23 protein-coding genes are annotated in these 23,343 nt (G+C 36.2%); 18 read left to right on the top strand and 5 right to left on the bottom strand.

Annotated elements, in window-relative coordinates; translation table 11 throughout:
- Nucleotides 1-11: 11 nt before the first annotated feature.
- The 14 genes from GJV51_08735 (at nucleotide 12) to GJV51_08670 (ending at nucleotide 15,147) form a co-directional block, all read left to right on the top strand.
- A complete protein-coding gene (locus GJV51_08735; GenBank protein QGM26063.1) occupies nucleotides 12-1,523 on the top strand; it encodes a glycoside hydrolase family 32 protein in 1,512 nt (503 codons plus the stop codon).
- A 96-nt stretch (nucleotides 1,524-1,619) separates the two neighbouring features.
- Entirely contained in the window at nucleotides 1,620-3,065 is a 1,446-nt protein-coding gene (locus tag GJV51_08730) for an oligosaccharide flippase family protein (protein ID QGM26062.1), read from the top strand.
- Between the two features lie 64 nt (nucleotides 3,066-3,129).
- Complete coding sequence (locus tag GJV51_08725) at nucleotides 3,130-3,756, top strand: sugar transferase (GenBank protein QGM26061.1); 627 nt, start codon at nucleotides 3,130-3,132, stop codon at nucleotides 3,754-3,756.
- A gap of 17 nt (nucleotides 3,757-3,773) precedes the next feature.
- Nucleotides 3,774-4,400 (top strand): capsular biosynthesis protein, encoded by a 627-nt coding sequence (locus tag GJV51_08720; protein QGM26060.1) that lies wholly within the window; start codon nucleotides 3,774-3,776, stop codon nucleotides 4,398-4,400.
- Nucleotides 4,401-4,409: 9 nt separating this feature from the next.
- The gene (locus GJV51_08715; protein QGM26059.1) at nucleotides 4,410-5,786 is read left to right on the top strand and encodes a hypothetical protein; all 1,377 of its coding nucleotides are present in this window, start codon (nucleotides 4,410-4,412) and stop codon (nucleotides 5,784-5,786) included.
- Nucleotides 5,783-6,553: a DUF4422 domain-containing protein gene (locus tag GJV51_08710; GenBank protein QGM26058.1), complete on the top strand. Its 771-nt coding sequence runs from the start codon at nucleotides 5,783-5,785 to the stop codon at nucleotides 6,551-6,553. The genes GJV51_08715 and GJV51_08710 overlap by 4 nt, the downstream gene beginning before the upstream one ends.
- Nucleotides 6,553-7,743 carry a UDP-galactopyranose mutase gene (gene glf, locus GJV51_08705; protein QGM26057.1) on the top strand — a complete coding sequence of 397 codons (1,191 nt, stop codon included), beginning with the start codon at nucleotides 6,553-6,555 and terminating at the stop codon, nucleotides 7,741-7,743. Before GJV51_08710 ends, glf begins: the two co-directional genes overlap by 1 nt.
- Before the next feature lie 43 nt (nucleotides 7,744-7,786).
- The gene (locus tag GJV51_08700) at nucleotides 7,787-8,740 is read left to right on the top strand and encodes a glycosyltransferase (GenBank protein ID QGM26056.1); all 954 of its coding nucleotides are present in this window, start codon (nucleotides 7,787-7,789) and stop codon (nucleotides 8,738-8,740) included.
- Nucleotides 8,741-8,752: 12 nt separating this feature from the next.
- Nucleotides 8,753-9,760 (top strand): hypothetical protein, encoded by a 1,008-nt coding sequence (locus GJV51_08695; GenBank protein QGM26055.1) that lies wholly within the window; start codon nucleotides 8,753-8,755, stop codon nucleotides 9,758-9,760.
- Complete coding sequence (locus GJV51_08690; protein ID QGM26054.1) at nucleotides 9,735-10,883, top strand: hypothetical protein; 1,149 nt, start codon at nucleotides 9,735-9,737, stop codon at nucleotides 10,881-10,883. The genes GJV51_08695 and GJV51_08690 overlap by 26 nt, the downstream gene beginning before the upstream one ends.
- A gap of 110 nt (nucleotides 10,884-10,993) precedes the next feature.
- Complete coding sequence (locus tag GJV51_08685; protein ID QGM26053.1) at nucleotides 10,994-12,901, top strand: sulfatase-like hydrolase/transferase; 1,908 nt, start codon at nucleotides 10,994-10,996, stop codon at nucleotides 12,899-12,901.
- Nucleotide 12,902: 1 nt separating this feature from the next.
- Nucleotides 12,903-13,775: a fucose 4-O-acetylase gene (locus GJV51_08680; protein QGM26052.1), complete on the top strand. Its 873-nt coding sequence runs from the start codon at nucleotides 12,903-12,905 to the stop codon at nucleotides 13,773-13,775.
- A gap of 10 nt (nucleotides 13,776-13,785) precedes the next feature.
- The gene (locus tag GJV51_08675) at nucleotides 13,786-14,691 is read left to right on the top strand and encodes a glycosyltransferase (GenBank protein ID QGM26051.1); all 906 of its coding nucleotides are present in this window, start codon (nucleotides 13,786-13,788) and stop codon (nucleotides 14,689-14,691) included.
- A 39-nt stretch (nucleotides 14,692-14,730) separates the two neighbouring features.
- On the top strand, nucleotides 14,731-15,147 hold the full coding sequence (locus GJV51_08670) for a GtrA family protein (protein QGM26050.1): 417 nt from the start codon (nucleotides 14,731-14,733) through the stop codon (nucleotides 15,145-15,147).
- An 11-nt stretch (nucleotides 15,148-15,158) separates the two neighbouring features.
- Here GJV51_08670 and GJV51_08665 read toward each other — a convergent pair whose 3' ends face one another.
- Nucleotides 15,159-15,611 carry a flavodoxin gene (locus GJV51_08665; protein ID QGM26049.1) on the bottom strand — a complete coding sequence of 151 codons (453 nt, stop codon included), beginning with the start codon at nucleotides 15,609-15,611 and terminating at the stop codon, nucleotides 15,159-15,161.
- 213 nt (nucleotides 15,612-15,824) lie between these two features.
- Here GJV51_08665 and GJV51_08660 point away from each other — a divergent pair, with 213 nt between their 5' ends.
- The 4 genes from GJV51_08660 to hpt all read left to right on the top strand — a co-directional run bounded on the left by GJV51_08660 (nucleotide 15,825) and on the right by hpt (nucleotide 19,332).
- Nucleotides 15,825-16,544, top strand: coding sequence for a glycerol transporter (locus GJV51_08660; protein ID QGM26048.1), 720 nt, complete (start codon nucleotides 15,825-15,827; stop codon nucleotides 16,542-16,544).
- A gap of 175 nt (nucleotides 16,545-16,719) precedes the next feature.
- Nucleotides 16,720-17,484, top strand: a complete 765-nt coding sequence (locus tag GJV51_08655) for a formate/nitrite transporter family protein (GenBank protein QGM26047.1) — start codon at nucleotides 16,720-16,722, stop codon at nucleotides 17,482-17,484.
- The gene (gene purB, locus GJV51_08650; GenBank protein ID QGM26046.1) at nucleotides 17,477-18,772 is read left to right on the top strand and encodes an adenylosuccinate lyase; all 1,296 of its coding nucleotides are present in this window, start codon (nucleotides 17,477-17,479) and stop codon (nucleotides 18,770-18,772) included. Before GJV51_08655 ends, purB begins: the two co-directional genes overlap by 8 nt.
- A complete protein-coding gene (gene hpt, locus GJV51_08645) occupies nucleotides 18,769-19,332 on the top strand; it encodes a hypoxanthine phosphoribosyltransferase (GenBank protein QGM26045.1) in 564 nt (187 codons plus the stop codon). The genes purB and hpt overlap by 4 nt, the downstream gene beginning before the upstream one ends.
- A 16-nt stretch (nucleotides 19,333-19,348) precedes the next feature.
- Here the strand turns inward: hpt and GJV51_08640 are convergent, their stop codons facing one another.
- Genes GJV51_08640 through mvk form a run of 4 tightly spaced genes read right to left on the bottom strand, consistent with a single transcriptional unit; the run spans nucleotide 19,349 to nucleotide 23,285 of the window.
- Nucleotides 19,349-20,401: a type 2 isopentenyl-diphosphate Delta-isomerase gene (locus GJV51_08640; protein QGM26044.1), complete on the bottom strand. Its 1,053-nt coding sequence runs from the start codon at nucleotides 20,399-20,401 to the stop codon at nucleotides 19,349-19,351.
- A 1-nt stretch (nucleotide 20,402) separates the two neighbouring features.
- Complete coding sequence (locus GJV51_08635; GenBank protein ID QGM26043.1) at nucleotides 20,403-21,422, bottom strand: phosphomevalonate kinase; 1,020 nt, start codon at nucleotides 21,420-21,422, stop codon at nucleotides 20,403-20,405.
- Complete coding sequence (mvaD, locus tag GJV51_08630; GenBank protein QGM26042.1) at nucleotides 21,415-22,356, bottom strand: diphosphomevalonate decarboxylase; 942 nt, start codon at nucleotides 22,354-22,356, stop codon at nucleotides 21,415-21,417. Before mvaD ends, GJV51_08635 begins: the two co-directional genes overlap by 8 nt.
- Nucleotides 22,353-23,285 carry a mevalonate kinase gene (mvk, locus tag GJV51_08625; protein QGM26041.1) on the bottom strand — a complete coding sequence of 311 codons (933 nt, stop codon included), beginning with the start codon at nucleotides 23,283-23,285 and terminating at the stop codon, nucleotides 22,353-22,355. Before mvk ends, mvaD begins: the two co-directional genes overlap by 4 nt.
- Between the last annotated feature and the right edge of the window lie 58 nt (nucleotides 23,286-23,343).

Here is a 23,343-nt window from a genome sequence, read left to right as displayed (position 1 = left end):
GAGGAAACATCATGCAACGACATAGAGTGAGAAAAATATTATCAATCATTATGGCGGGAATAGTATTGTTTTCGATTGGTTGGTTAATATGTTTGAAAAATAATAGTAAAAATACGGAACAACAGCAATTACCTCAAAAATGGCATTTAAATGGCTTATCTAAAAATGGCCTATCAAATGATACGCAAACTATTTTAAAAAATGGTCAAAAATATGAACTGTTCTATTTAGCAGATACTGGTAAGGGATTGAAAGCTAATCAACAAAGAACCCGTTGGGCTCGTTCGGTATCTTCTGATTTAACAACATTCAAATTAGCAGATAATATCAATATCAAACCAGTTTCCCAACAAGAATCAGTTGCCACAGGTTCCATTGTGAAAGACGTAGATGATTTATCTGGACATGGTAAAAATTCATTACTGGCTTATGCGACGAAATATATTAATGGAAATCAATGGACTTATATGTGGTATTCGACTAATCAGGGTGAAAATTGGCAAGTCGCCAATAATGGTAAGCCAGTGGCAAAACCATATAAAAAAAGAAAAGATTTTCGAGACCCTCATGTGATATATGATTTTAAAGCCAAGCAATTTGTTATGACTGTAGCTGAGGCGGATGATAATAATCTTATGAAAATTGGATTTTATACTTCTAACAACGGCACAACCTGGCAGTACACAGATAGTTTTTATTCACCACGAGATTTGGGTACTTTAGAAGTTCCTGAATTACAGCCAATTTATCAAAAAAATAATAATCAAAGGCAATGGATTTTATTTTTTGGTGCTAATGGTTTCGCTGATGATTTTCAAAAAAGTACTGGTTCATACTATGTTGTTGGCCAATTAAAAAACGGCCAGTTTGAAGCCGAAACTGATCCAGAACGTGTTGATTTTGGGACTGACTATTACGCGGCACACAATTATCAGGAAAATAATGAAGAATTGCTTGGCTTCGGATGGATGGGCAACTGGGGGTATATTAACCACGTTAGTAATGATATAAAGTATAAAGGTAATTATTCGGCATTTAGAAAAATGTTTTTAAGTTCAGATAATCAATTAAAAACATCTCAAATGATAACTAATGATCTATTTGATACAAAAAAGAAAACATCATTAGTAAAGGCACATAGTAAAAGTCACATCAAAACCAATAAAGCTGCTTACAAAATTAGTACCGTTGTGAATGGTAATCAAAAATTGACTATTAATGCTAGAAATGGAGATAGCAATGTTTCCTTTCACTTTAATAATTTCGACCAAAAATTGACTGTGCATCGACAAAGTGATTATGTTAAAGACGATTCTTATACTAAGGACTATAGTATCAATTTGTGGGGGGATTGGTCAGAAAAAGTTGATTTTTATGTTGATCAATATAGTATTGAAATATTCTGGCCAAAAACTGGCCAAGTAGCTACATTTGCTAAATACAGTAACGATAGTAGTGATAATATCGTATTCGATAATTCAGATAATAAAAATTCAAATTTAGTCGTACAGGAAATGAAATAAACATAAAGCGCATAATTTGGTATAATGCTATGAAGGGGCTACTATTAAGCCAACTGTATATTGGTCATATGACTAAATTAAGGACAACTTAACAACATGCAAGTTGCAAAAAACTATTTATATACTGCGGCATATCAGTTACTCAATATTATTGCACCATTAATAACTATGCCATACTTAGCGCGAGTTCTTGGTCGAAACGGTGTCGGTATTGCAAGCTGGACTAATTCATTTGTAACCTATTTCTTGTTGATTGCAAGCCTTGGCATAGTGACATATGGTAGCCGAGAAATTGCTTATGTAAAAGAAAATGCGCAAGCAAGACAGCAAAAATTTTGGGAAATCCAAATTATTCATACAATTGCGGGGATTTTTTCCTTAGCACTATACTTTTTATTTTTGAAATATGGTGTGCAATTAAATAGCAGTATTGAAGATAATCAAATTTATTTAATTCTTCAAACGTGGGTCATTATTTCTGGTATTCTTGATATTTCTTGGTACTTTATGGGTATGGAGGATTTTAAGAAAACGGTCCTAAGAAATGCTCTCGTTAAAATTGCAATGACAGTGTTGATATTTGTTTTAGTGAAAACACCAAATGATATTGGCAACTATATTTTGTTACTCGGGCTGTCACAAGTTTTTGGTAATTTATCAATGTGGTTTTATTTATTTAAAAAAATCTCACTACCAAACTGGCAACAACTTAACTTAAAAGAACACGTGAAACCAATCTTTATGATGTTTTTACCAACTATTGCGACGCAAGTCTATTTACAGTTGAATAAAACAATGTTGCCGTTCTTTACTAATTCAACAGATTCGGCCGGATTCTATGATAATGCTGATCGAATTATAAAAGTCTCGCTGGCACTGGTTACATCTGTTGGAACTGTCATGCTACCTCGAATGTCTGCCCAGTTTGCTAAAGGGCAATTTGACAAAATGAAGCAGAATATTACACAATCGATGGATTTTGTATCAGCACTATCAGTTCCTATGGCTTTTGGAATGTCTGCCATTGCGCCTACAGCCATCATTTGGTTTCTAGGAGAGCAATTTAAAGTAGTTGGTCAAGTTATTGTTCTTCTATCCCCAATCATTATTTTCATTGGCTGGAGTACGGTTATCGGCACGCAGTATCTGGTGCCAACTAAACGTTTAAATGAATTTACACTATCGGTCACTTTTGGTGCATTAGCCAATGTGCTACTTAATTTTTGGTTAATTTATGTCGCAGGAGTGAACGGCGCTGCGGTGGCTACGACCATATCAGAGTTCTTGGTGATTGGTTATCAGCTATACGTGACACGTAACGACATGAATATTTGGCATCATTTTTCTGGAATGTGGCGTTATATCATTGCAGGATTGGGTATGTATGTTTCGGTTACGACGATTAGTCAATATCTAGAAATCAACATCAAAAGTACAGCAATAGAATTGGTACTAGGTGTCTTTATGTACGTCTTAATCCTGATTATTTTAAGAGCACCAATTCTTAAAAAAATACCTGTACTAAATAAAATAGCGAAATAACGCTTTTTTCTGGTATAATGGTGAAGTTATATCATGCACATACGTGCACGAATGAGGTGGAAAATTGAAACGCAAACTAGGTTATTTAACCGCAAAACGGGGTTTAGATATTAGCGTATCTTTGGCGGCGATGTTTCTATTGTCACCACTGTTTGCTATTATTGCCTTAATTATTATTAAAGATAAGAAAACAAGTAAAATTATTTATTCACAAGAGCGAGTTGGTCAATATGGAAAACGTTTTAAAATATATAAATTCCAATCCATGGTTGACGATGCTGACAAAATATTAAAACAAGATGCTGATCTGTATGCTAAGTTTGTGGCTAGTGGTTATAAGCTACCTACAGCGGAGGACCCACGAATCACTAAATTTGGTGCATTCTTGCGTAAAACATCTCTAGATGAATTACCACAGTTTTGGAATACATTGACTGGAACGATGAGTATTATCGGGCCAAGACCAGTTGTAGAAGATGAGTTAGTCGAATATGGTGAAGATATTGATAAGTTTTTATCAGTAAAACCTGGTGTATTTGGCTTGTGGCAGGCTAGTGGTCGCAGTAACATTGAGTATCCAGAACGAGCACAAATGGAATTAGACTATGTTGATCGTGCTAATTTGCGATTTGATTTTTATATTTTGTTCAAAACAGTAATTGCGATATTTAAGCGCGACGGTGCATTTTAATTTTTAGGAGAGAAAAAATGAGTTTTTCGTTGATAGATTTAGTTAAACGACTGTTGAAAAACAGTTGGTGGATTCTTATTTTAGGAATTGTTGTGGGAGCATCTCTCTATACATATGCAAAGCATTCTGTGCTGACAGCATACACGGCTGAACGATATGTTATTGTTGCAAAAGACAATACGGGAGTTAAGGATCCAAATTCTCGAGTGCAAGCCGATCAAATGTTAATTAACACATATAAAAAAATTGCTAGTGATCCATCGGTCGTTGATCAAGCAAGAAAACTATCCACAGTGTCTGTCACAAAAAAAGAAATTGTAAATGCGATTACAGTTTCACAACCAGACCAAACGTTGATGATGCGGTTTAGTGCTTCTGCTGCAACTGCCAAAAAGTCGGTTGCAATTGCAAACGCTTATGCTAAAGCATTTTCAATCGAGGGAAGCAAATTATATCCTGATATGGCTAAGCCATTATTGTTATCATCTGCTAAAAAAGCTGATGTCCTCTCAGGCACAGTTTATAGCCCTAAAAAGTTAGCCGTATTTGGGTTTGCCTTTGGTATTACCTTAGGCGCATTTATTGTAATGCTTACTGGTATTTTTCAAAATTATAAGCGAATGATGACTAAGACAACAAAGTGAGGCACCGCTGTGGCAGCTTTTTTACTACCAATCACATTTTTTTCTAAAACATTTTCATATAGTTTTGCTGAAACAACAATGATGATTGCTTTTCCAGTATTTGCACTTTTAATATTACTGCAAATGTATCGCTTTCCATCTCGTATTGCAAAAATTATTCCTAGCGCGCAATCTTTTTTGCTAGCGGGATTTTTTTTGGTTATGCAGTTTATCGCAATGTTTTTAAGTTATCGACATTCTGGTGACTCAATTCAAACAACTGGTATTATTCGTTCTATGATTTTTTTGGCGGGGTGGATTGTTACTGTCTATATGTCTTGGGCATTAATCACCCTGACAGTCACTAATTATAAAGAGGAACGGCTATTTATTAAAAGTGGACTGATTAGTTTACTGATATACATGGGAATCGTTTTGGTCCCACAATTGTTGGTGACACTGAATAACTTTTCTATACGTCCGTACGTCAATGCCATTGCTCGTTTATTTGAAAGACATTGGATGGGACGCGATTTCTATGCAGCAGGTAGTTACGCAGTTAACAATTATCGATTGAATGGTTTTGAACCTGAAGCGGCTTTTTTAGCCAACCTATTAGGTGTCGTTTATTTACCAATTATTTTAGGTATCGCAATAACAAAACAAAATTTTTGGCATTTTAAAAAGCATGTTGCTCTAGAAAAATGGTTTAGCTGGGCTTTTATTGGTTCGATTTTAATGTTTCTGGTACTTGCCCGAACAACAACAGGGTTGATCACACTGGTAGTAGCTGCGATACTCTGGTTTTTATGGAGTAAGCGTGATGATAAAATTATTTTAATTATTTTTGGTATAATGGCTATTATTGGTATTGTGTTAGGATATTTCTTTGTGCAGCCAATACATGATATTTTTTATAATTTCTTATTCAATAAACAAGGGACTTCTAATCGTTTGGGTGGCACAATTGCATTAGTGCTAACATTCTTGTCACACCCGCTCTTTGGTGTTGGCTATGGTTTCACTGGGTATTTCATTATGGATTATGTACCAAAGTCTACGACTTATAATCCGGAGTTTCAGCAGGTGTACAAGCATATCGGTTATCCTGTACTCAGTGATGGAATTGGTTGGTTTGCAACATATGGTTTAGTTATCATGATACCAGCATTGTGGATGCTAGCTCGTTTAATCATACGTTCGTTGGTGGTACAGCGCGAGCTTAAACTACGCCAACCAGAAAATTGGCAATGGCATTTAGGCACTCAAATTAGCTTTATGATTATGATTATTTTAGTCGCTGTATCGTCGTTGTTTGTTATTCAGATTTTCTTATGGCCATATCTGTTGATGTTTTTCTTTTATCGGCAAATGCTAATTAATCAAGAAAAGGAGTTAGCACTGTGACTTTATACATTGCAACACACAAACCTTATATCATGCCAGAAGATAGTGGCTACCAACCAATATTTGTAGGGGCAGCACAACATGATCATATACCGGAGGGGTATCAATCTGATGCTGTTGGACAAAATATTTCAACTAAAAATCCTAACTTTAATGAACTAACCGCAATTTATTGGATTCGCCACAACACAGACACACCGGTCGTGGGGTTACTGCATTATCGTCGTTATTTGGGTAAAAAAAAGGGTCACAATTTATCGGCAATTCTAACTGATTCACAAACTCAGGAGTTACTGAAAGAGGCTGACATCATTTTGCCTCAAAAACGAAATTACTATATTGAAAATCAACGGGATCATTACTTACACGCACACACAGCCGAACCTTATAATATAATGAAAGAAATTATTGCTACGGACTATCCAGAGTACTTACCTGCTTTTGAAAAAATGGAACAGTCGACATCGGCACATCTTTTTAACATGTTTATCATGCCACGTAGGTATTTCAATGAGTACACAGATTTCATTTTTGAAGTGCTTGGTAAAGTGGAAGCAAAGGTAGATGTAGAGAAGCTTGAAGGTCAGGAGAAACGTGTATATGGGTTCCTAAGTGAACGATTAATGGATACCTGGGTTAACACGAAAAATCTCACTGTAGCAGAGTGCCCAGTAATAGAATTAGAGCGCACAAACTGGTTAGATAAAGGGTATAATTTTCTTAAAAGAAAGTTTTTCCCAAATACAAATAAAAAGGTACATTTCTAATGACAAATCAATTTAACACAAAAAATTATGACTATTTAATCGTTGGTGCAGGACCATTCGGTATGATTTTTGCACACGAGGCTGCTAAGCGTGGTAAGCGTTCGCTTGTAGTTGAAAAACGTCCCTATATTGGTGGGAACACGCATACGCACACAGAACATGGTATTACTGTTCATGACTTTGGTGCCCACATATTCCATACGGATAATAAAGAGGTATGGGATTATATTCGTAAATTTGCGGAATTTAATGGTTATCAAAACCAAGTAGTTGCTAACTATAAGGGAACACTTTACAACTTGCCATTTAATATGAATACTTTCTATCAGATGTGGGGGACTAAAACACCGGATGAAGCACATGCAAAGATTGAAGAGCAAAAGCAAATTGCATTGAAAGATCTTGGAGATCGCCAACCACGTAACTTAGAAGAACAAGCAATTTCACTAATTGGAACAGATATCTATAACAAACTTATTAAAGGTTATACGGAAAAACAGTGGGGTCGGAAAGCTACTGAATTACCAGCTTTTATTATTAAGCGATTGCCAGTTAGATTTATTTATGATAACAATTATTTCAATCATCGTTACCAAGGTATTCCTGTAGGTGGTTACACTCAAATTTTTGAAAATATGGTCGCAGAGTCCGATGGATTAGTTGATGTTTTGACAGATACTGATTTCTTTGATTACAAGGAAACATTGCTGTCAGAATTTCCGCGTGTTTTGTACACAGGTATGATTGACCAATTCTTCGATTATAAGTTCGGTGAATTAGAATACCGTTCATTACGCTTTGAGCATGAAGTTATTGATTCGGACAACTATCAAGGTAATGCTGTGATTAATTACACAGATTCTGAAACACCCTATACACGTGTAATGGAGTGGAAACACTTAGATGGCCTTGCTGATGAAGGTAAAACAATCATCACAAAGGAATATCCACAAGAATGGGATCGAACAAAAGAAGCCTATTATCCTGTCAATAATGACAAGAATACACAAATATACAAAGCATACGCCACAGAAGCTCGTAAGAGCCATCCAGAAATTATTTTTGGTGGACGCTTAGGAAAGTATCGTTATTTTGATATGGATCAGGTCTTCAACGACGCATTTAATACTGTACGTCAAGAGTTTGACATTGATCAAAATTTTAATTTTGCTCACGATCAAATAAAGTAGCTCAAGCCCGTCAGGGCGTACATAAAGTATGAGGGGAATTATAATGGAAAGTACAGTCCAACCACACTTAAAGAATCATATATTATCATTAGTTGTTCCTGTTCATAATGAAGAGGCAACTATCAACATTTTCTATAATACTATTGAGAAGCTCAAACCTAATCTGACTGCTGATGTACATTATCATTTCATTGATGATGGCTCGACAGATAATACGCTATCTATTTTACGAGACTTGTCTAAAAATAATGACAATGTGCATTATATTAGTTTTTCTCGAAACTTTGGAAAAGAAGCAGGCCTTTATGCTGGTCTACAGCAAGCGGATGGTGATTATGTAGCTGTTATGGATGTCGATTTGCAAGATCCACCTGAACTCTTGCCAGAGATGCTGAGAGAGGTTCAAAACGGTGAATATGATGCTGTTGGAACCCGTAGAGCCAATCGTAATGGTGAGGCAAAAATTCGTTCATGGTTTTCCGAGCAATTTTATACTTGGATGAACAAAATTAGTCAAACACACCTTGTTGATGGCGCACGAGATTACCGTGTCATGACTCGACAGATGGTAGATGCTATTTTGTCGCTAAGTGAGAATCAGCGGTTTAGCAAGGGAATCTTTACTTGGGTCGGTTTTAACACAAAATATATACCATTTGAAAATCGTGAACGTGTTGCGGGGAATACGTCATGGTCATTCTGGTCATTGACAAAGTATGCTATTGAGGGAATAGTCTCATTTTCCACGGTGCCTTTAACTGTGATAACGGGGCTAGGACTATTTTCATTTATTTTGTCACTAATGAGCGCTGCCTTTATAGTTATTAGGGCGTTGGTTAATAATAATAGTGTGGCTGGATGGCCATCAATGGTAACGATTGTATTGTTCATTGGCGGCATTCAATTATTGAGCTTGGGCGTTATAGGTCGTTATATGGCTGCTATTTTTTTGGAAACCAAAAAAAGACCTATCTATATCACAAAAGAAGAAAAGTAAGAGGAAATTTTTGTGATTTTTAAATTATTGAACAAAACAGTTCTTGCTATAGGAGTTGCTTTCTTTTTTATAGTGTCTTTGATTGCAACTTTTCAACAGTCATCAAATCAGTTGTTTAATTCTTTTACTTTGCTTTGTGGATCATCTCTGTTATTTATACTTTTAGTCATTTTTTTAAATTATGTTCAAAATACTTCTAAAAAGCTGCAAAAATTTTTATTTTACTTGTTTGTCGGTTTAATTATTTTTATTCAGTTTGCTATAATTTTATCTACTCATAATTTACCTTTTACAGATACCGGATATATTTATATTCAAGCGCAAAATTTGTCACATAATATTTTTGATTGGAATTATTATTTCAAAATTTATCCTAATAATGTAAACATTGCTATTTTCTGGAGTTTTATATACAGATTTTTTAATTTTTTTCACGTAGCTAATCAGCTCAGAGCTACGTACATTATCCAATTATTGATGTTGGATGGTGCAATTATTTTCACTAGCTATACCGTAAAAAAGCACGTCAATACTAAACTGGGAAATATATTGTTATTCTCATTACTGCTATATTTACCGTTAACATTATTTACAGAATGGGTATATAATGATAGTATTTCATCTACATTAGTGATCTTACTAATTGGCCTACTCTGCCGTATTTGGCATAGTCAGTCAAGGTTTAAATTTTTTTGGTTTTTCTTGGCATCGTTAGATTTAGCTGTTACTTTCATATTAAGACAAAATAGTGTTGTGATTATAATTGCTTTACTGATTACTATTATTTTGATGGACCAAACGGTTTTTCAAAAATTGTTACAAATATCTATTTTAATAATCACTGTGATTATTGTGTATTTCGGGTCTAGCCTTGTACAAACAACCCAACATTATGAACGTAATAGTCAGGTTGTAACACCAGCTACAAGATACATTAATATGGGTTTGAATCCAAACACAAGCGGACAAATTGATGGAAATGATGCCTGGTTGTATGAACAACCTGGGCGTACCCCCTAAAGAAAAAAATAGGTTATATCTTAGTTCCATCAAACATCGTCTACTTAACTATTCAGTTGGCTCTTTATCAGAACATTTTCTAAAAAAAGCAACATATATGTATGGTACGGGACTAACCATACAGGATTTCTTTTATTGGTACGCCGGGAATAAAAACACATTAAAGCAACCAATTTTAGAACGATTTGGTGTGACTCTAGTAAATATTTTTCAATTCTTCTACATATTATTAAACATAATGATTTTTGCATTTCTTTGGCGCTATTTCAAAAATAATCGTTCAATTCCACCAGTAGTGTTATTTAGTGTATTGGGTGTATTAGGCGTTTTTGCTTTCCAAGTGGGCTTGTGGGAAGTTAGAGATCGATACAGTTTATTAGCAGTACCGCTTGCTATATTTATTTTTTCCTATGCGTTATCTGAACTAGACACTGCGAGAGTGGTTAGTCGATTTGGTGGTGTATTAAAACAAGATGCAATGAGATATTTTACTATAAGTATGGGTTTGCTAGTTTTTGGTTATTTATCAAATTATTCGTTGACAACACAGTTAGTTGAAAAAAAGAACATATCGCTTCATCAACCATATACGACTTATGCAGGACAAAGCGATGTGAAAATAAAAGCTCATGAAAAATTAAAAATAACATTTGATGTTAAAACAACAAAAAATACTGGTGTTTTTCATAATTCAGCGTATCGTATTTCTTCAGACAATACATCACGACAAGTAAAAAATTATTTGCCACTTCAGTTGTCTTTGCTGAATACTACGTTGCACGAACCAATTGAAATTGACAGTAATGGAAAGACAAAAGACAATACGATGAAAAAGGGGAAATATGTTTTAACTTTGACTAATCCAACGGATCAAGTGATTTATACACAGGGAATTATTGATATAGGTAAAGCTGATTTCTCTTTTAACAGTTTATACAGAAGTATTTCTGGGTATCCTGAGTTGATGCCAGTCATGACAGTTTCTCGTTCTAGCCAAAATGTACTTGTATCTAAAAAACAATACAATATGATATTTTCTTTATTATTTGTTGCTTTATGCATTGTTACGTATGTATTTCGAAAAAAAGATAAAATACGGTTTTTGAATAAAAGCAAAGTATAGTACTTACTTACTTTGGCAGACAGCATTAAATTTTTACGGTATAATAGAATTTATATTAGTTAGGGGGAAGAGTGCATAGCGCTGTTCCTTTTTTTAGAATGGAAAATAAAATGAAGACAAAGTATAAAATATTTAAATTTTTACGACTTAATTTTTTGTTCCTGTGGTTAGCCATAGTATCACTTTATATTATTCAAGTTGGAGTAATGACCACTAATCCCGAGTATGGAACCGGTGATTGGGGGCGTAGTGCTTGGACAAATGGTATCCAATTTGTCATTAATCAAACGACTTCGGCCGGCATAAACGTGTTAGTTCTAATGATATTAATGTGGCTTATCACGCTCATTAGTAATCGGATACCGGTAACAATCATTGTAATGTCGGTTTTAACAGCCATCACAACGATTGCTGAATATCAATTGATTAGTGTCAGACAGGAAGCAATAACGGAGGCGAGTCTACAAGAAGTGACTGCTTTGGGCAATTTGATTGGGATGTTAGATATCAAATTAGTAGTAGCTTTTGTGGTAGTTTTAATTATTATGGTGGTGTTGCTTTTCATCATTTATCGTCGTAGTAAATGGATTGTCTTTAAGTCAATTCGCTGGCGTGCAGTATTAATGGTTATTTCTATGTTGTCGTTAGTGCCTTTCTTCCAAATAAACTCTGATCAAAACAAAGAAACATTTATGAAACTTGGTGATGATCCTAAAGTATGGGATTCACTGTATGATGCTGTTTCTAATGGTGGAATTGTCGCGTTACTCAATTCACGGACAACAGATGCCATGGAACAGCCGAAGAATTATAGCCAGGTTACAATGAATAAGCTTATAAAAAAGTATCAAAGCGAAGCAAAAAGTATTAATGCAACACGAAAAAATACAAATTTTAATAACCAAACAGTTATTTATACGCTTAGTGAATCGTTGACAAAACCAAGTTATGTACCAGGATTGACAATTAGTGATAATCCCTTAAAAAAGCTTAATAATACTATGAACACTACAAGTTCAGGTCATATGGTTTCTTCAGGTTATGGCGGTGGTACTGCAGGAATTGAATATTCTACATTGACAGGATTTAATATTACAGCCTACAAGCCAACAATTACAATGCCGTATTCACAGCTAACAAGTAGTATTAACGAAGAATCAACGGTTACTGGACAATTCGATAAAAAAATTGTTGTCCATCCATATGTAGGTTCATTTTACAATCGACGTGCTGTTTACAAAAATATGGGTATTAATTATTTCTATACAACGGATAGTGATACACCAGTTAAATATACAGCTTCAGTCGGTGGTGGTAATCATGCTAGTGATAATTCCGCATATAAAAATGTACTTTCTAAAATTAGTGATGGTAACGACAGCCAATTTATTCAATTATTAACAATGCAAAATCATACACCTTGGACATTTTCCAAACGTGATTACAATGTTATTGAACCAACTGATTCGAATGCAGATTTGGATACGATAGAATCTTATCTGCAGGGACTTCATTACACCGATAATGCTACACAAGCATTTCTTGATAAGCTAAATAAATTACAGCGGCCGGTCACATTGGTTTGGTATGGGGATCATTGGCCAGGAATATTTAGTTTTGTCAACACATCTACAGATGCTTTATCGGCACATTCAACACCCTATTTTATTTGGCAAAATGATGCAGCCAAAAAGGCCAATGGTACAGTTGATGTTTCAGAAAAGTATGCAGACCCATCTGATTTTACTGCAATGGTGCTTAAAATGAATAATATGCAGGTTGATCCGTACTGGGCATTGAAAACTGAATTGCTTGAAAAAGTGCCGACAATTAATAACTATAAACGTGATGATAATGGTAAATTGTCATTTATTGATAAAAACGGAAAAAATATTAATGAACAATCTTTGACGACAGAACAACAAAAAATTGTGAGAGATTTTAAACTCGTGCAATATGATATTACGACAGGCAAAAACTATTTACTAAAAACGAAATTTTTCCAGAAAGTGAAATAAAATGACAAAAAAATATTTAAACGCCTTCTTAATGGTTATTATTGCTTTAATTGGCGTTGTATATTTAACAAGAGTTGCAGGTGATTTACATGCTTTTCATGGATTAGGCAAGCTAGTGAGTTACTTTTCTTGGCCTTTACTCCTGGTTGGCTTTTCACAATTGACATTATTGGAGAATCGTAAGCCAGGTGACATCTTTGATTGTTATTTATTGGTTTCAACCATATTAGCGGTCATTGGATTTTTGATCACATTGCAGATAATCACTGTGCGTGCACCATTCCAATTTGCCATGGGAAACTGGTGGGATGCTATCACTGCCGGTGCACTTGGTAATGAGGAGAATTTGCATACGCCTTTGGGGGAAGTCTGGACAAAATACCCAATTGGTTGGTTTTTAATGATGACACCCATTACGATGAAATTAGCTCATTATGTACATCAAAAAATTGCTGATAAGCGCTTATTGATTATTATTGCAATAGCCTTAATGATTGTGTCTCAATATATAGGCAAAATCATTGATCTACCATTCAGTTTAAATGCAGCATTACTCGGAACAGGTTTGCTCCTCATTAACGATAGTATTATTGTCAAATCTACTAAAATGCGGATTATTTGGATTGTGATAGGAAGCATGGTTACAATAATCGCTGCTAAAATGAGTGGTGTATACTTTAGTTACGGCCGAGCAGAAAATATATTTATTTCTGTTTTTGGTTTGATCGCTGCAATAAAACTCATTGAATTCTTATTAGATTTTGTGACGATTCATGTAAAATGGAATATGTCTAAAAAAATTTTTTTCTACACGACCGTTGGTTTTTTGTTTATACTAACATTAGTTGTAAATTTAACAATATTTTTGAATTAAGGAAAACAATATGTCTCAGAATGTCAGTGCAGTGATTGTAACGTTTAATCGTCTTACTCTTCTAAAAGAGGTAATTGAAAGTTTGCAGACCCAAGATACCAAACTCTCACATATTATTGTTGTTGATAATAATAGTAAATCAGATACGCAAGAGTATCTAACTTCACTTGGTAACCAAATTGAATATGTGCGGTTGTCAGAAAACATTGGTGGTGCTGGCGGTTTTAATAAAGGTGTACGTTACTTTATGGAGCACACAACCGATGACTTTGTTTGGTTGATGGATGATGATACTGTTGTGCATCCAGATACGTTAACTGAGTTGTTGAATTTTGCGGATACGCAAGATCAGTTCGGTTTCTTGTCTAGTGATGTTCGTTGGACTGATGGCCATCGTGCTTTAATGAATCAACCAGCACCAATGAATCGTTTGAAAGTAATTCCAGAGGATCAAGTGGAGCCTGTGCAACTACAAAATGCAACTTTTGTTTCATTATTAATGAAACGTGAAGTAGTTAAAAAAATTGGTTTGCCTATCACCGACTTCTTTATTTGGGGTGATGATATTGAATATACTGAACGTGCTGGTCGTATTGCCCCTGGATATTTTGTGCCAAGAGCAAAGGTGACTCACAAAATGGCAGAAAATGTAGGTAGTAGTCTACTTAATGATAATGAAAACCGTACACCACGTTACTTTTATTCTTACCGCAATAAAAGATACTATGCTAAAAAACGTGATTTCTACCGTCGTAATCGTGCATTATTACGTATGTGGGCTGAATATTTCCAAATAAAGTTTTCTAATACAGAACGAAAGCAAGAAAAACTTGATATTTTCAAAAAAGGATTTCGGGCTGGTAAAACATTCAACCCAATAATTGAATTTGCGAATGATTTAAAAGAAAATAAATAGTAACTATTTAGGGGGACATTTTATTTTTAGGAGAAATTCATGGAAAAAATAAAGTTATTACTGAATCAGTATCAAGAAGCGATTCTGTATATGGTATTTGGTGGGTTAACAATGTTAGTTAACATCATTACTTTTTGGTTGGCCTTTCAAGTATGGCATATGAATTCTTCAGTTTCTTATCTTTTTGCTTGGTTTTGGTCTATCTTTTTTGCCTATCTTACAAACCGGACGTGGGTATTTCACTCGACAGCTCACGACCTTAAGACAATAATTAATGAGATATTTCAGTTCTTGGTAGCAAGAATTGCTACTGCGGTAGTTGGCTTTGTTATTTTTTATTTTGGGGTTAACTTGTTAAATCAAGATGCTCAAATTTGGAATGTTATACAAAATGTTTTTGTAATTATCTCTAACTTTGCGTTAAGTAAATTAGTTATATTCAAAAAGAAGGCATGAATGCCTTCTTTTTATTTTTTATTTTTAGCTGCAGCAATTAAATCTTGTGCAAACTTTTGTAGTGTCGGGATATCTTTTGATTGTGGATTTAAATTAATTTTGACACCAGTTGCACCTTTAGTTGCGTTGGTAAGTGAAAACTGTTTTTCGAATTTTGGTACTGCTAAGCAATAATCATCTAAATAGTAAGTATCCCCTGATCCTGCAACACCGTATACGACACCCTCAAGATTTGCATCAGCTAAATCATCATAAAAATCTAATCCTTCATCTGGCAGTGAGCCCTGATCATATGTATAGGGGACAACCACTGCAATATCGACATCTTCTAATTCATCAACCTCGGTTTGACTAATTTCAGATTTTGTTACCGTAATATCAGCACTTTCAAGTGCTTCAATAATAATATCTGCTACATCTTCATTGTTTCCAGTAAGTGTTGCATAGACAACTTGTGCTTTCATTTTATAGTCCTCTTTATTTTAATCATCAAAAGTAATTATAGCATTTTATTAAACTATTAAAAGCTACGTTTTGGTAAAGCAACTAGAAATATGACGGTTTGTTGACAAATTGATGAAAATGCTTTACAGTCTAGGCTTTAGGCCTTAATATAGTCTAGGTGATTGTAATCTAAAACTTCACATGCAAATTTTCAACCCCTTAGGAGATTAAAAATGATACATCAATTGTTGGCTGAATTTATGGGCACTGCGCTCATGATTATTTTCGGAGTTGGCGTCCATGCTGATGAAGTGTTGAATCGTACAAAATATCATGGCTCAGGTCATCTGTTTTCAATTACAACTTGGGGATTTGGAATTGCAATTGTTTTGTTTATCTTCGGAGAAGTTTATATTAACCCTGCAATGGCAATGGCCCAATTTGTTTTAGGAAATATTCATTTTGAGTATTTCTTAATTGTTAGTTTGGTAGAAGTATTGGGCGGTGTCTTCGGCTCAATTATTGTCTACATTATGTATGCTGATCAATTTAAATTATCTGAAAAAGATATTGATCCAGTAATCGTTCGGAACATCTTTTCAACAGCACCAGCGATTCGTAATTTACCACGCAATTTTTTTGTTGAGATGTTTGCGACATTCGTATTTTTGACAGGAATATTAGCTATTTCTGCAAGAGCAGGCGATGTTCCGGGAATGGTTCCATTAGCTGTTGCTTTCTTAGTTTGGGCTGTTGGCATGGGCCTAGGTGGTACGACAGGATTTGCAATGAACCTAGCTCGAGATATGGGGCCACGTATTGCGTATACTATTATTCCTTGGAAAAGACGAGCTTCCAGTGATTTTCAATACGGTATTCTAGTTCCTGGAATAGCACCATTTGTCGGTGCAATTTTTGCTGCCTTGTTTTCAAAGTTTTATTTAGGGTTGTGAACGCTTACAATCCAAACGTTCGATTAAATTTATAAAAAGTACTGTTTCGTTCGGATAAACCGAACCTTTTTTGTTTTTGTGAGAAAATACTAATTTAATTACGAACGCAACTTGTAAAAGAACTGGTAAAATGATTGAGTAGAGAAAATTAAATAAAGTTATTCTGGAGATGAATATGCACACAAACGATGAAATGCAAGCATTGCTGGTTGACACTGCCCGAAGAAAAGTTGGCTATCCTCTCAGGAAGAAACTGACGCTGGGAATACTAGGTGGAGTTGCCATTTCCTTAGGATTTTTAGCAGCAATTCGTGCAATGGCACCACTAACTGCTATTCATTCGCCCCTTGTCTCCTTGGTCGGTGCATCTTTATTTCCGGTCGGACTAATTATGATTGTGTTTACTGGACAAGAGCTAGCCACTGGAAATATGTTTATTCTTGGTTACGGTGCTTTGAATCGTAATTTGGATTGGTTACGTTATTTTTTTGAAGTCATAATTATAACTTTGCTGAACGGACTTGGTGCGATTTTATTCGCCTATATTTTTGGCCACTATTTAGGACTGACTGAGGTAGATATTTATGGTAAACAAGTTGCGACAATGGCAATGGCTAAAGTAACGTCAAATATGCCGATGATTTTCATTTCAGCAATCGGTGCAAATTGGTTGGTGGCAATGGGGGTATACTTAGGAATGGTTGCTAAGGATGCTATTGGAAAAATAGTAGGTATGTGGTTTCCAGTCATGGTTTTTGTGTTAATTGGGTTCAATCATGTTATTGCTAATTTTTTCTTGCTACCGGCTGCGTATTTTAATGGTACGATTACATTGGCGCAAATGATGCATAATCTTGTGCCAGCATTTCTAGGCAACACGTTAGGTGGCTTATTACTCGCTGCTTCACTTTATTTCACAAAGGATAAAAATAATGCTTGAAAGATATTCACGAGAACAACTACGCGACATTTGGTCGCTTAAAAATCAATATCAAACATGGTTAGATGTTGAAATTGCTGTGGACGCTGGTTGGGTTGCTGAAGGGCACATTCCAGCTGAGGATCTTGAAAAAATACGTGCAAATGCAAAATTTGATGTAGGTCGAATAGCAGAAATAGAATTATCTACACGACACGATGTAGTTGCATTTACACGTAATGTATCTGAATCCTTGGGTGATGAGCGTAAGTGGATTCATTACGGACTAACTTCAACAGATGTTGTTGATACAGCACAAGCTTTACGCTTGCGTCAAGCAAATGATATGATAAAAAAAGATTTGTACGACTGGCGTGAAGCAATTAAAAGATTAGCCGTGCAGTATAAAGACACGGTCATGATGGGTCGTACACACGGGGTGCATGCTGAACCAACAACTTTTGGTTTAAAAATGGCACGTTTCTATGCTTCAGCAACACGCGCTATACAACGTTTTGAGCGTGTTGCGGCAGAAGTGGAGACCGGCAAACTTTCAGGAGCGGTTGGCACATTTGCAAACGTGCCACCACGTGTTGAAGAAGTCGCTATGAAAGAACTTGGGCTAAAGCCTCAACCAGTTGGTTCACAAGTGCTACCACGCGATTTGCATGCAGATTATATCCAGACAATTGCCTTGATTGGCACTCAAATGGAAGAGCTCGCTACCGAAATTCGTTCTCTACAGCGTTCTGAAATACATGAAGTTGAAGAAGGTTTTGCTAAGGGACAAAAGGGTTCATCGGCTATGCCACATAAGCGAAATCCAATTGGTGATGAAAATATTACTGGATTAGCACGTGTGCTACGTGGTTACGCAGTAACTGCACTGGAAAACGTTACACTATGGCATGAGCGCGATATTTCGCATTCTTCTGCAGAGCGTATCATACTTGCAGATGCAACCGCATTACTAGATTATATGTTAAACCGCCATACTGGCATTCTAAACAATTTAGGTGTATTCCCAGAAACAATGAAAAAGAATATGGATCGCACGTATGGTTTAATATATTCACAACGGTTACTGTTAAGTTTGATTGATGCGGGACTGTCACGTGAGCAAGCATATGACACTGTTCAACCTTTGACCGCCCGTTCCTGGGATGAGCAATTAATGTTCCGTGACTTAGTAGATGCAGATCCAACCATCCAAAAAAACTTAACGAAAGAACAAGTTGACGATGCATTTGATTATCATTATCATTTGCGACATGTTGATGAAATTTTTAAGAGAGTAGGACTAGCATGAAACCTTTAATCACACACCCAGCTATCAAAGGGGTGTTGGCGACAGAAACAGATATTCAAGCACAGGTTCAGCGTGTAGCTAATGAATTAACTACAAAGTTCGAGGAAAATAAAGAACGGCCTATTTTTATTGCCGTACTAAAAGGTGGGGTTATCTTCGCCACCGATCTACTTCGAAAGATGCCACTGGATGTTGATTTTGATTTTGTAGACGTTAAAAGTTATTCAGGCGCAGCATCAACTGGACAAGTTAAAGTAGTTCATGATGTTAGTATGGATTTGACTGGGCGCGATGTTGTTATTGTTGATGAAATTATTGATTCTGGTAGAACAATGCAGTGGCTGCAAAATTATTTCGAATTAAAAGGTGCCTCAAGTGTTACTACAGTGGCATTGGCTGATAAGAAAGAGGCTAGAGTAGTTGATTTTGAGGTTGATTATTTCGGTTTGGAAGTGCCAGATGAATTTCTTGTAGGTTATGGTATGGACTACAATAACTTTTTCAGAAACCTACCAGTAATTGCTATTGTTGATTTTGACAAAGTCGACTTAATAAAATAGTAAATTTAAAAGCATCTCATTGAGATGCTTTTTGTTGTGCAATAAAATTTTGTAAGTTAGGGCTGTATATTAGTGGTTTATGTTGTAGTTCCGTGATATTTTGAGCACCAAGTAATGTGAATAGACGTGGTAATGCTACTTGCCATGCGTGAATTTCTTCTAGTAATGATTTTTGACCTTTTTCCATTAGTGTTGTGAGCATGAAACCGGCACTAGAAGTTAAAGATGCACCCAACATGAGACTAGTAATCACATGGTTCACATTTTGAATGCCACCTGTTGCAATTAGGGGAAAACGATTTTTAGCCAGATTGGCTTCTAACAAACTTTCGACGGTTGATAATCCGTAATGATCTAAATTAACAGCTTCAGAAAGGCGATTACGCCTTTGTTCAATAATAGAAAAATTTGTTCCGTTTGCTCCGCCAACATTAATAGCAGCTGGATTCAAATCAGCAATTTGTTTGAAAGTAGACTGACTCATGCCAAATCCGACTTCCTTAATTATTACTGGAACGGGTGACTTTGCGATAATTTCAGCAAGATTGTCTAGCCAATAGAATTCACGATCACCTTCAGCCATGACGAGTTCTTGGGCGGCATTAACATGAAGTTCGATGGCATTAGCATCAATCATATCAATGGCAGTACGAACATTTGAAATAGGATGATCAGCCCCTAAATTGGCAAATAGAAAGCCATCGGGATTCTTCTTACGAACAATTGTGAATGTATCACGTGTTTCTGGTTCTTTTAGTGCAATTGATTGTGAGCCAACTGCCATAGCAATATTTGATTCAGCAGCTACCTCAGCAAGTTCCATATTGATGCGACCAGTTAAAGCTGATCCGCCTGTCATGGCTTCAATGTAGAATGGACATTTAAAGTGGTGACCAAATAATTTGGTTGAAACATCCACTTCTGACACACTCATTTCGGGAAAAGTATTGGGTAACCAACGTACATCATCATAGGTTGCACCAATGACAGGTATTGTATTTTGACGCCAGAGTTTGACACCAAGTGATAGATGTTCATCTTTACGATGAGATTGAGCGGATTCAGTCATTCTAACCTCGATTCTGTGGAGCAATTTGGACGTAATGTGGCTCAATTTCAGCTGAAAGCCACTTTTCTGGTAAATCTGTAGGTTTATTAACAACAGCAAAGCCATTATCACCAAATCCGGCCCCACTGATTTTTCCTGCTATACTGCCAAGTGTCTGAAGTAGTATATCTAGTTTTGGTGTAACGTATTCCTGGGATAATGTGTTCCGTAGGACGGTTTGGTTTAACCTTAAAGCCTTTGAAAATTGCTCGTAGTCACTGTTAATAACTGATTGAACAACGTCGTCAGTGATATGTTGGCTTTCTTTGAAAAAAGAAGTTGGTAAAGTTTTTGATGAAAGTGCTTTACTTGTATCAGCACTTTCATGTGTGGCGCCTAAGAGAATTTGCCAGTTTTGCGGCCATTCCAGGGGAACGATGTTTAGTTTTTTCCATGGAACATCTACAATATCAGGTTGCAGCCAGTTTTTGTCTGCCGTTTGATATTGAGACAAATCTGGACTTTGATATGCAATAACACCGCCATATGTAATCGCTGCAACATCACCTAATGAGCCATTTTTCTGCACGTGCAAGTGTGCGAGCGCTGCAATTTTAAATTGAGTGAGTAAGGTAAGGTTGAGTTTGAAATGGTTATTTAAAGCCGCTACAATACCTACAACCACTGCTGCAGATGAACCTAGACCAATCTTACCTGTACGGTGATTCATATTACTTTTGATGTCAATATTGATTTCTTGTAATGTGGGCCTATTTCTTTTTAGGTGAATATATTGAACCATTAGATTGACGGCCGCGCGAACAAACCGCCAATCATCAGTTTGTTCTGGTATTTTTTGGTTGATATTTAAAGTCAAATCATCTGTAATGATATTAGAAGTAATAGTGGAAAATTCACGGGCTGTGTTGATTTCTATTGCTAACCCTGTAGTAATGGCAACAATTAGTGCAGCGTTGCCAGGATTAGTAATTGCATATTCACCAGCCAAAAAGAGTTTACCAGGGATTAATATTTTAGTCATAAGAAATTCCGGGCCCGCTTTGAGCAATTTCAAGTTTCAGAGATGGCATGGCCTGCTTTAGAATGGTCACAATTTGGGGTGCTTCTTGCGTTGTTGTGATGATTTTAACATTTGGCCCTGCATCAATTGTGGCATAGGCTAATATCCCCTGATGGCGCATATCTTGTATCAAAGATAAAACTAATTGTGTTTTGTCTGTAAAATAAGTGAATGGATTTCTTGTAGCTGTTAAATTTAAAGCATGCATGCCCAAGGCATTATCTTCAGCCAAAGCACCAATTTTGTCAATATCTTGATCTAGGATAGCATGTTGCATATCAATGAATTGATTAGCCGACTTTGATAGCCAGTGCTCATAATTTGGTGAAGTAATAGCACGTTTCATTCCTTCAGTTGAAGTTATTTTTTTAGGCGCATCACACACCTCAGCAACAACCAAGGCAATGGGCAATTCAGGTGCGTTAAGGCTCTCAGCAAAAGAAGACGCGTCGTCAATACCTTTATGCCACATGGCAAAATTACCAAAAAAGGAGCGACTAGCTGAACCAGAACCACGACGGGCTAAGCGGGACAATTCTTCCTTCGATAAGTCTATTCCTAACTCCTGTGTAACAGCTCCTGTTAATGCAGCGAAAGCGGAAGCAGAGGATGCTAATCCAGCACTTGTAGGGACATGATTTTCAGAAACCACCTGCAGTGGTGTAAAATCACCCAACTGTTGCCGCAAAATATCTAAAAAGCGATGAACACGGGTAGAGTCAACGACTTGATTGTTCAAAATGAAACCATCATAATCTGCAGGTTCCACGGAAGTGGTTGTGTAAAACTTGTCTAGTGTTAACGAAAGTGAACTAGTTGTCGGTAGATTTAGTTCTGTATTTTTTTTTCCCCAGTATTTTATGAGGGCAATATTTGTATGGGCAGTAGCTTTCATAAGGGTTGAATCCATGTATTTTGTGCGCCAGCTTTATTGAGAGCATTGGCAATTGAGATTGCGTCATTGTTGTTTCTAGCTAAAGCAAACATAGCGCCACCAATGCCAGCACCTGTTAACTTTGCTCCTAAAGCACCAGCATGATTCGCAGCATTAACTAGTTTGTCGAGTTTGGGATGTGATATACCCAATGATTGTAATTCGTGATGTGCTGCTGTAAACATCATACCTAGATGCTCTGGATTATTTTCAGAAATATCCATTCGTATTTTCTCAGCAATTTGTCCGAGATGACTAATCGTTGACCAAGCGCGTTCTTGATCATTCATCAAAAATTCTTTGACTATACTGACAGCATGAACTGTTTGACCATGGATACCCGTATCGGCTAATACCAATGTACCTGATAAGTTCATCTCGAATTTTTCCATTGTTTTGTTCTTGATAAACCAGATTGGGTTGTTTGAATTAACGGTGGTGGCATCTAAACCAGAAGGGGATCCATGGGAAATAACTTCCTCAATATTTGTGAAGTAGTTTAATTCTGTATTACTTAAAGTTGTGTTGAAGTAATCGAAAAAGGCTCTTGTAATTGCAGTTGCCAGAGCTGCTGAAGCACCAAAACCTCGCTCTTGAGGAACATTCGATTCAATAGAAAGCAGGAATGGTGTATGAGCCATTTTAAATTTATTAATTAAACGTAATAGTAGCTGTCGGATACCTTCAACGTTTGCGCCAAGTTCACTTAAATCGCCATGGAATTCAGCACCATCAATTGTTTGACCACGGAATGCTGGTCTCAATGTAGCGGTGACCGTCATATTTGGCAAGGGAATTGCAATGGCGGGTTCACCATAAATAACAGCGTGTTCGCCGATTAATATTGCTTTTGCGTGGGATTGACCTACGCCATTCATTTGACTTAACATAAATTTCTCCAGATGTACTTTACTATTGTACCGCACAGTAGTATTTAGTGTAAAATAT

The organism is Leuconostoc mesenteroides subsp. mesenteroides (assembly GCA_009676745.1).
In the GTDB taxonomy this organism is placed as follows: domain Bacteria; phylum Bacillota; class Bacilli; order Lactobacillales; family Lactobacillaceae; genus Leuconostoc; species Leuconostoc koreense.
This window is presented reverse-complemented; position numbering and strand designations above follow the sequence as displayed.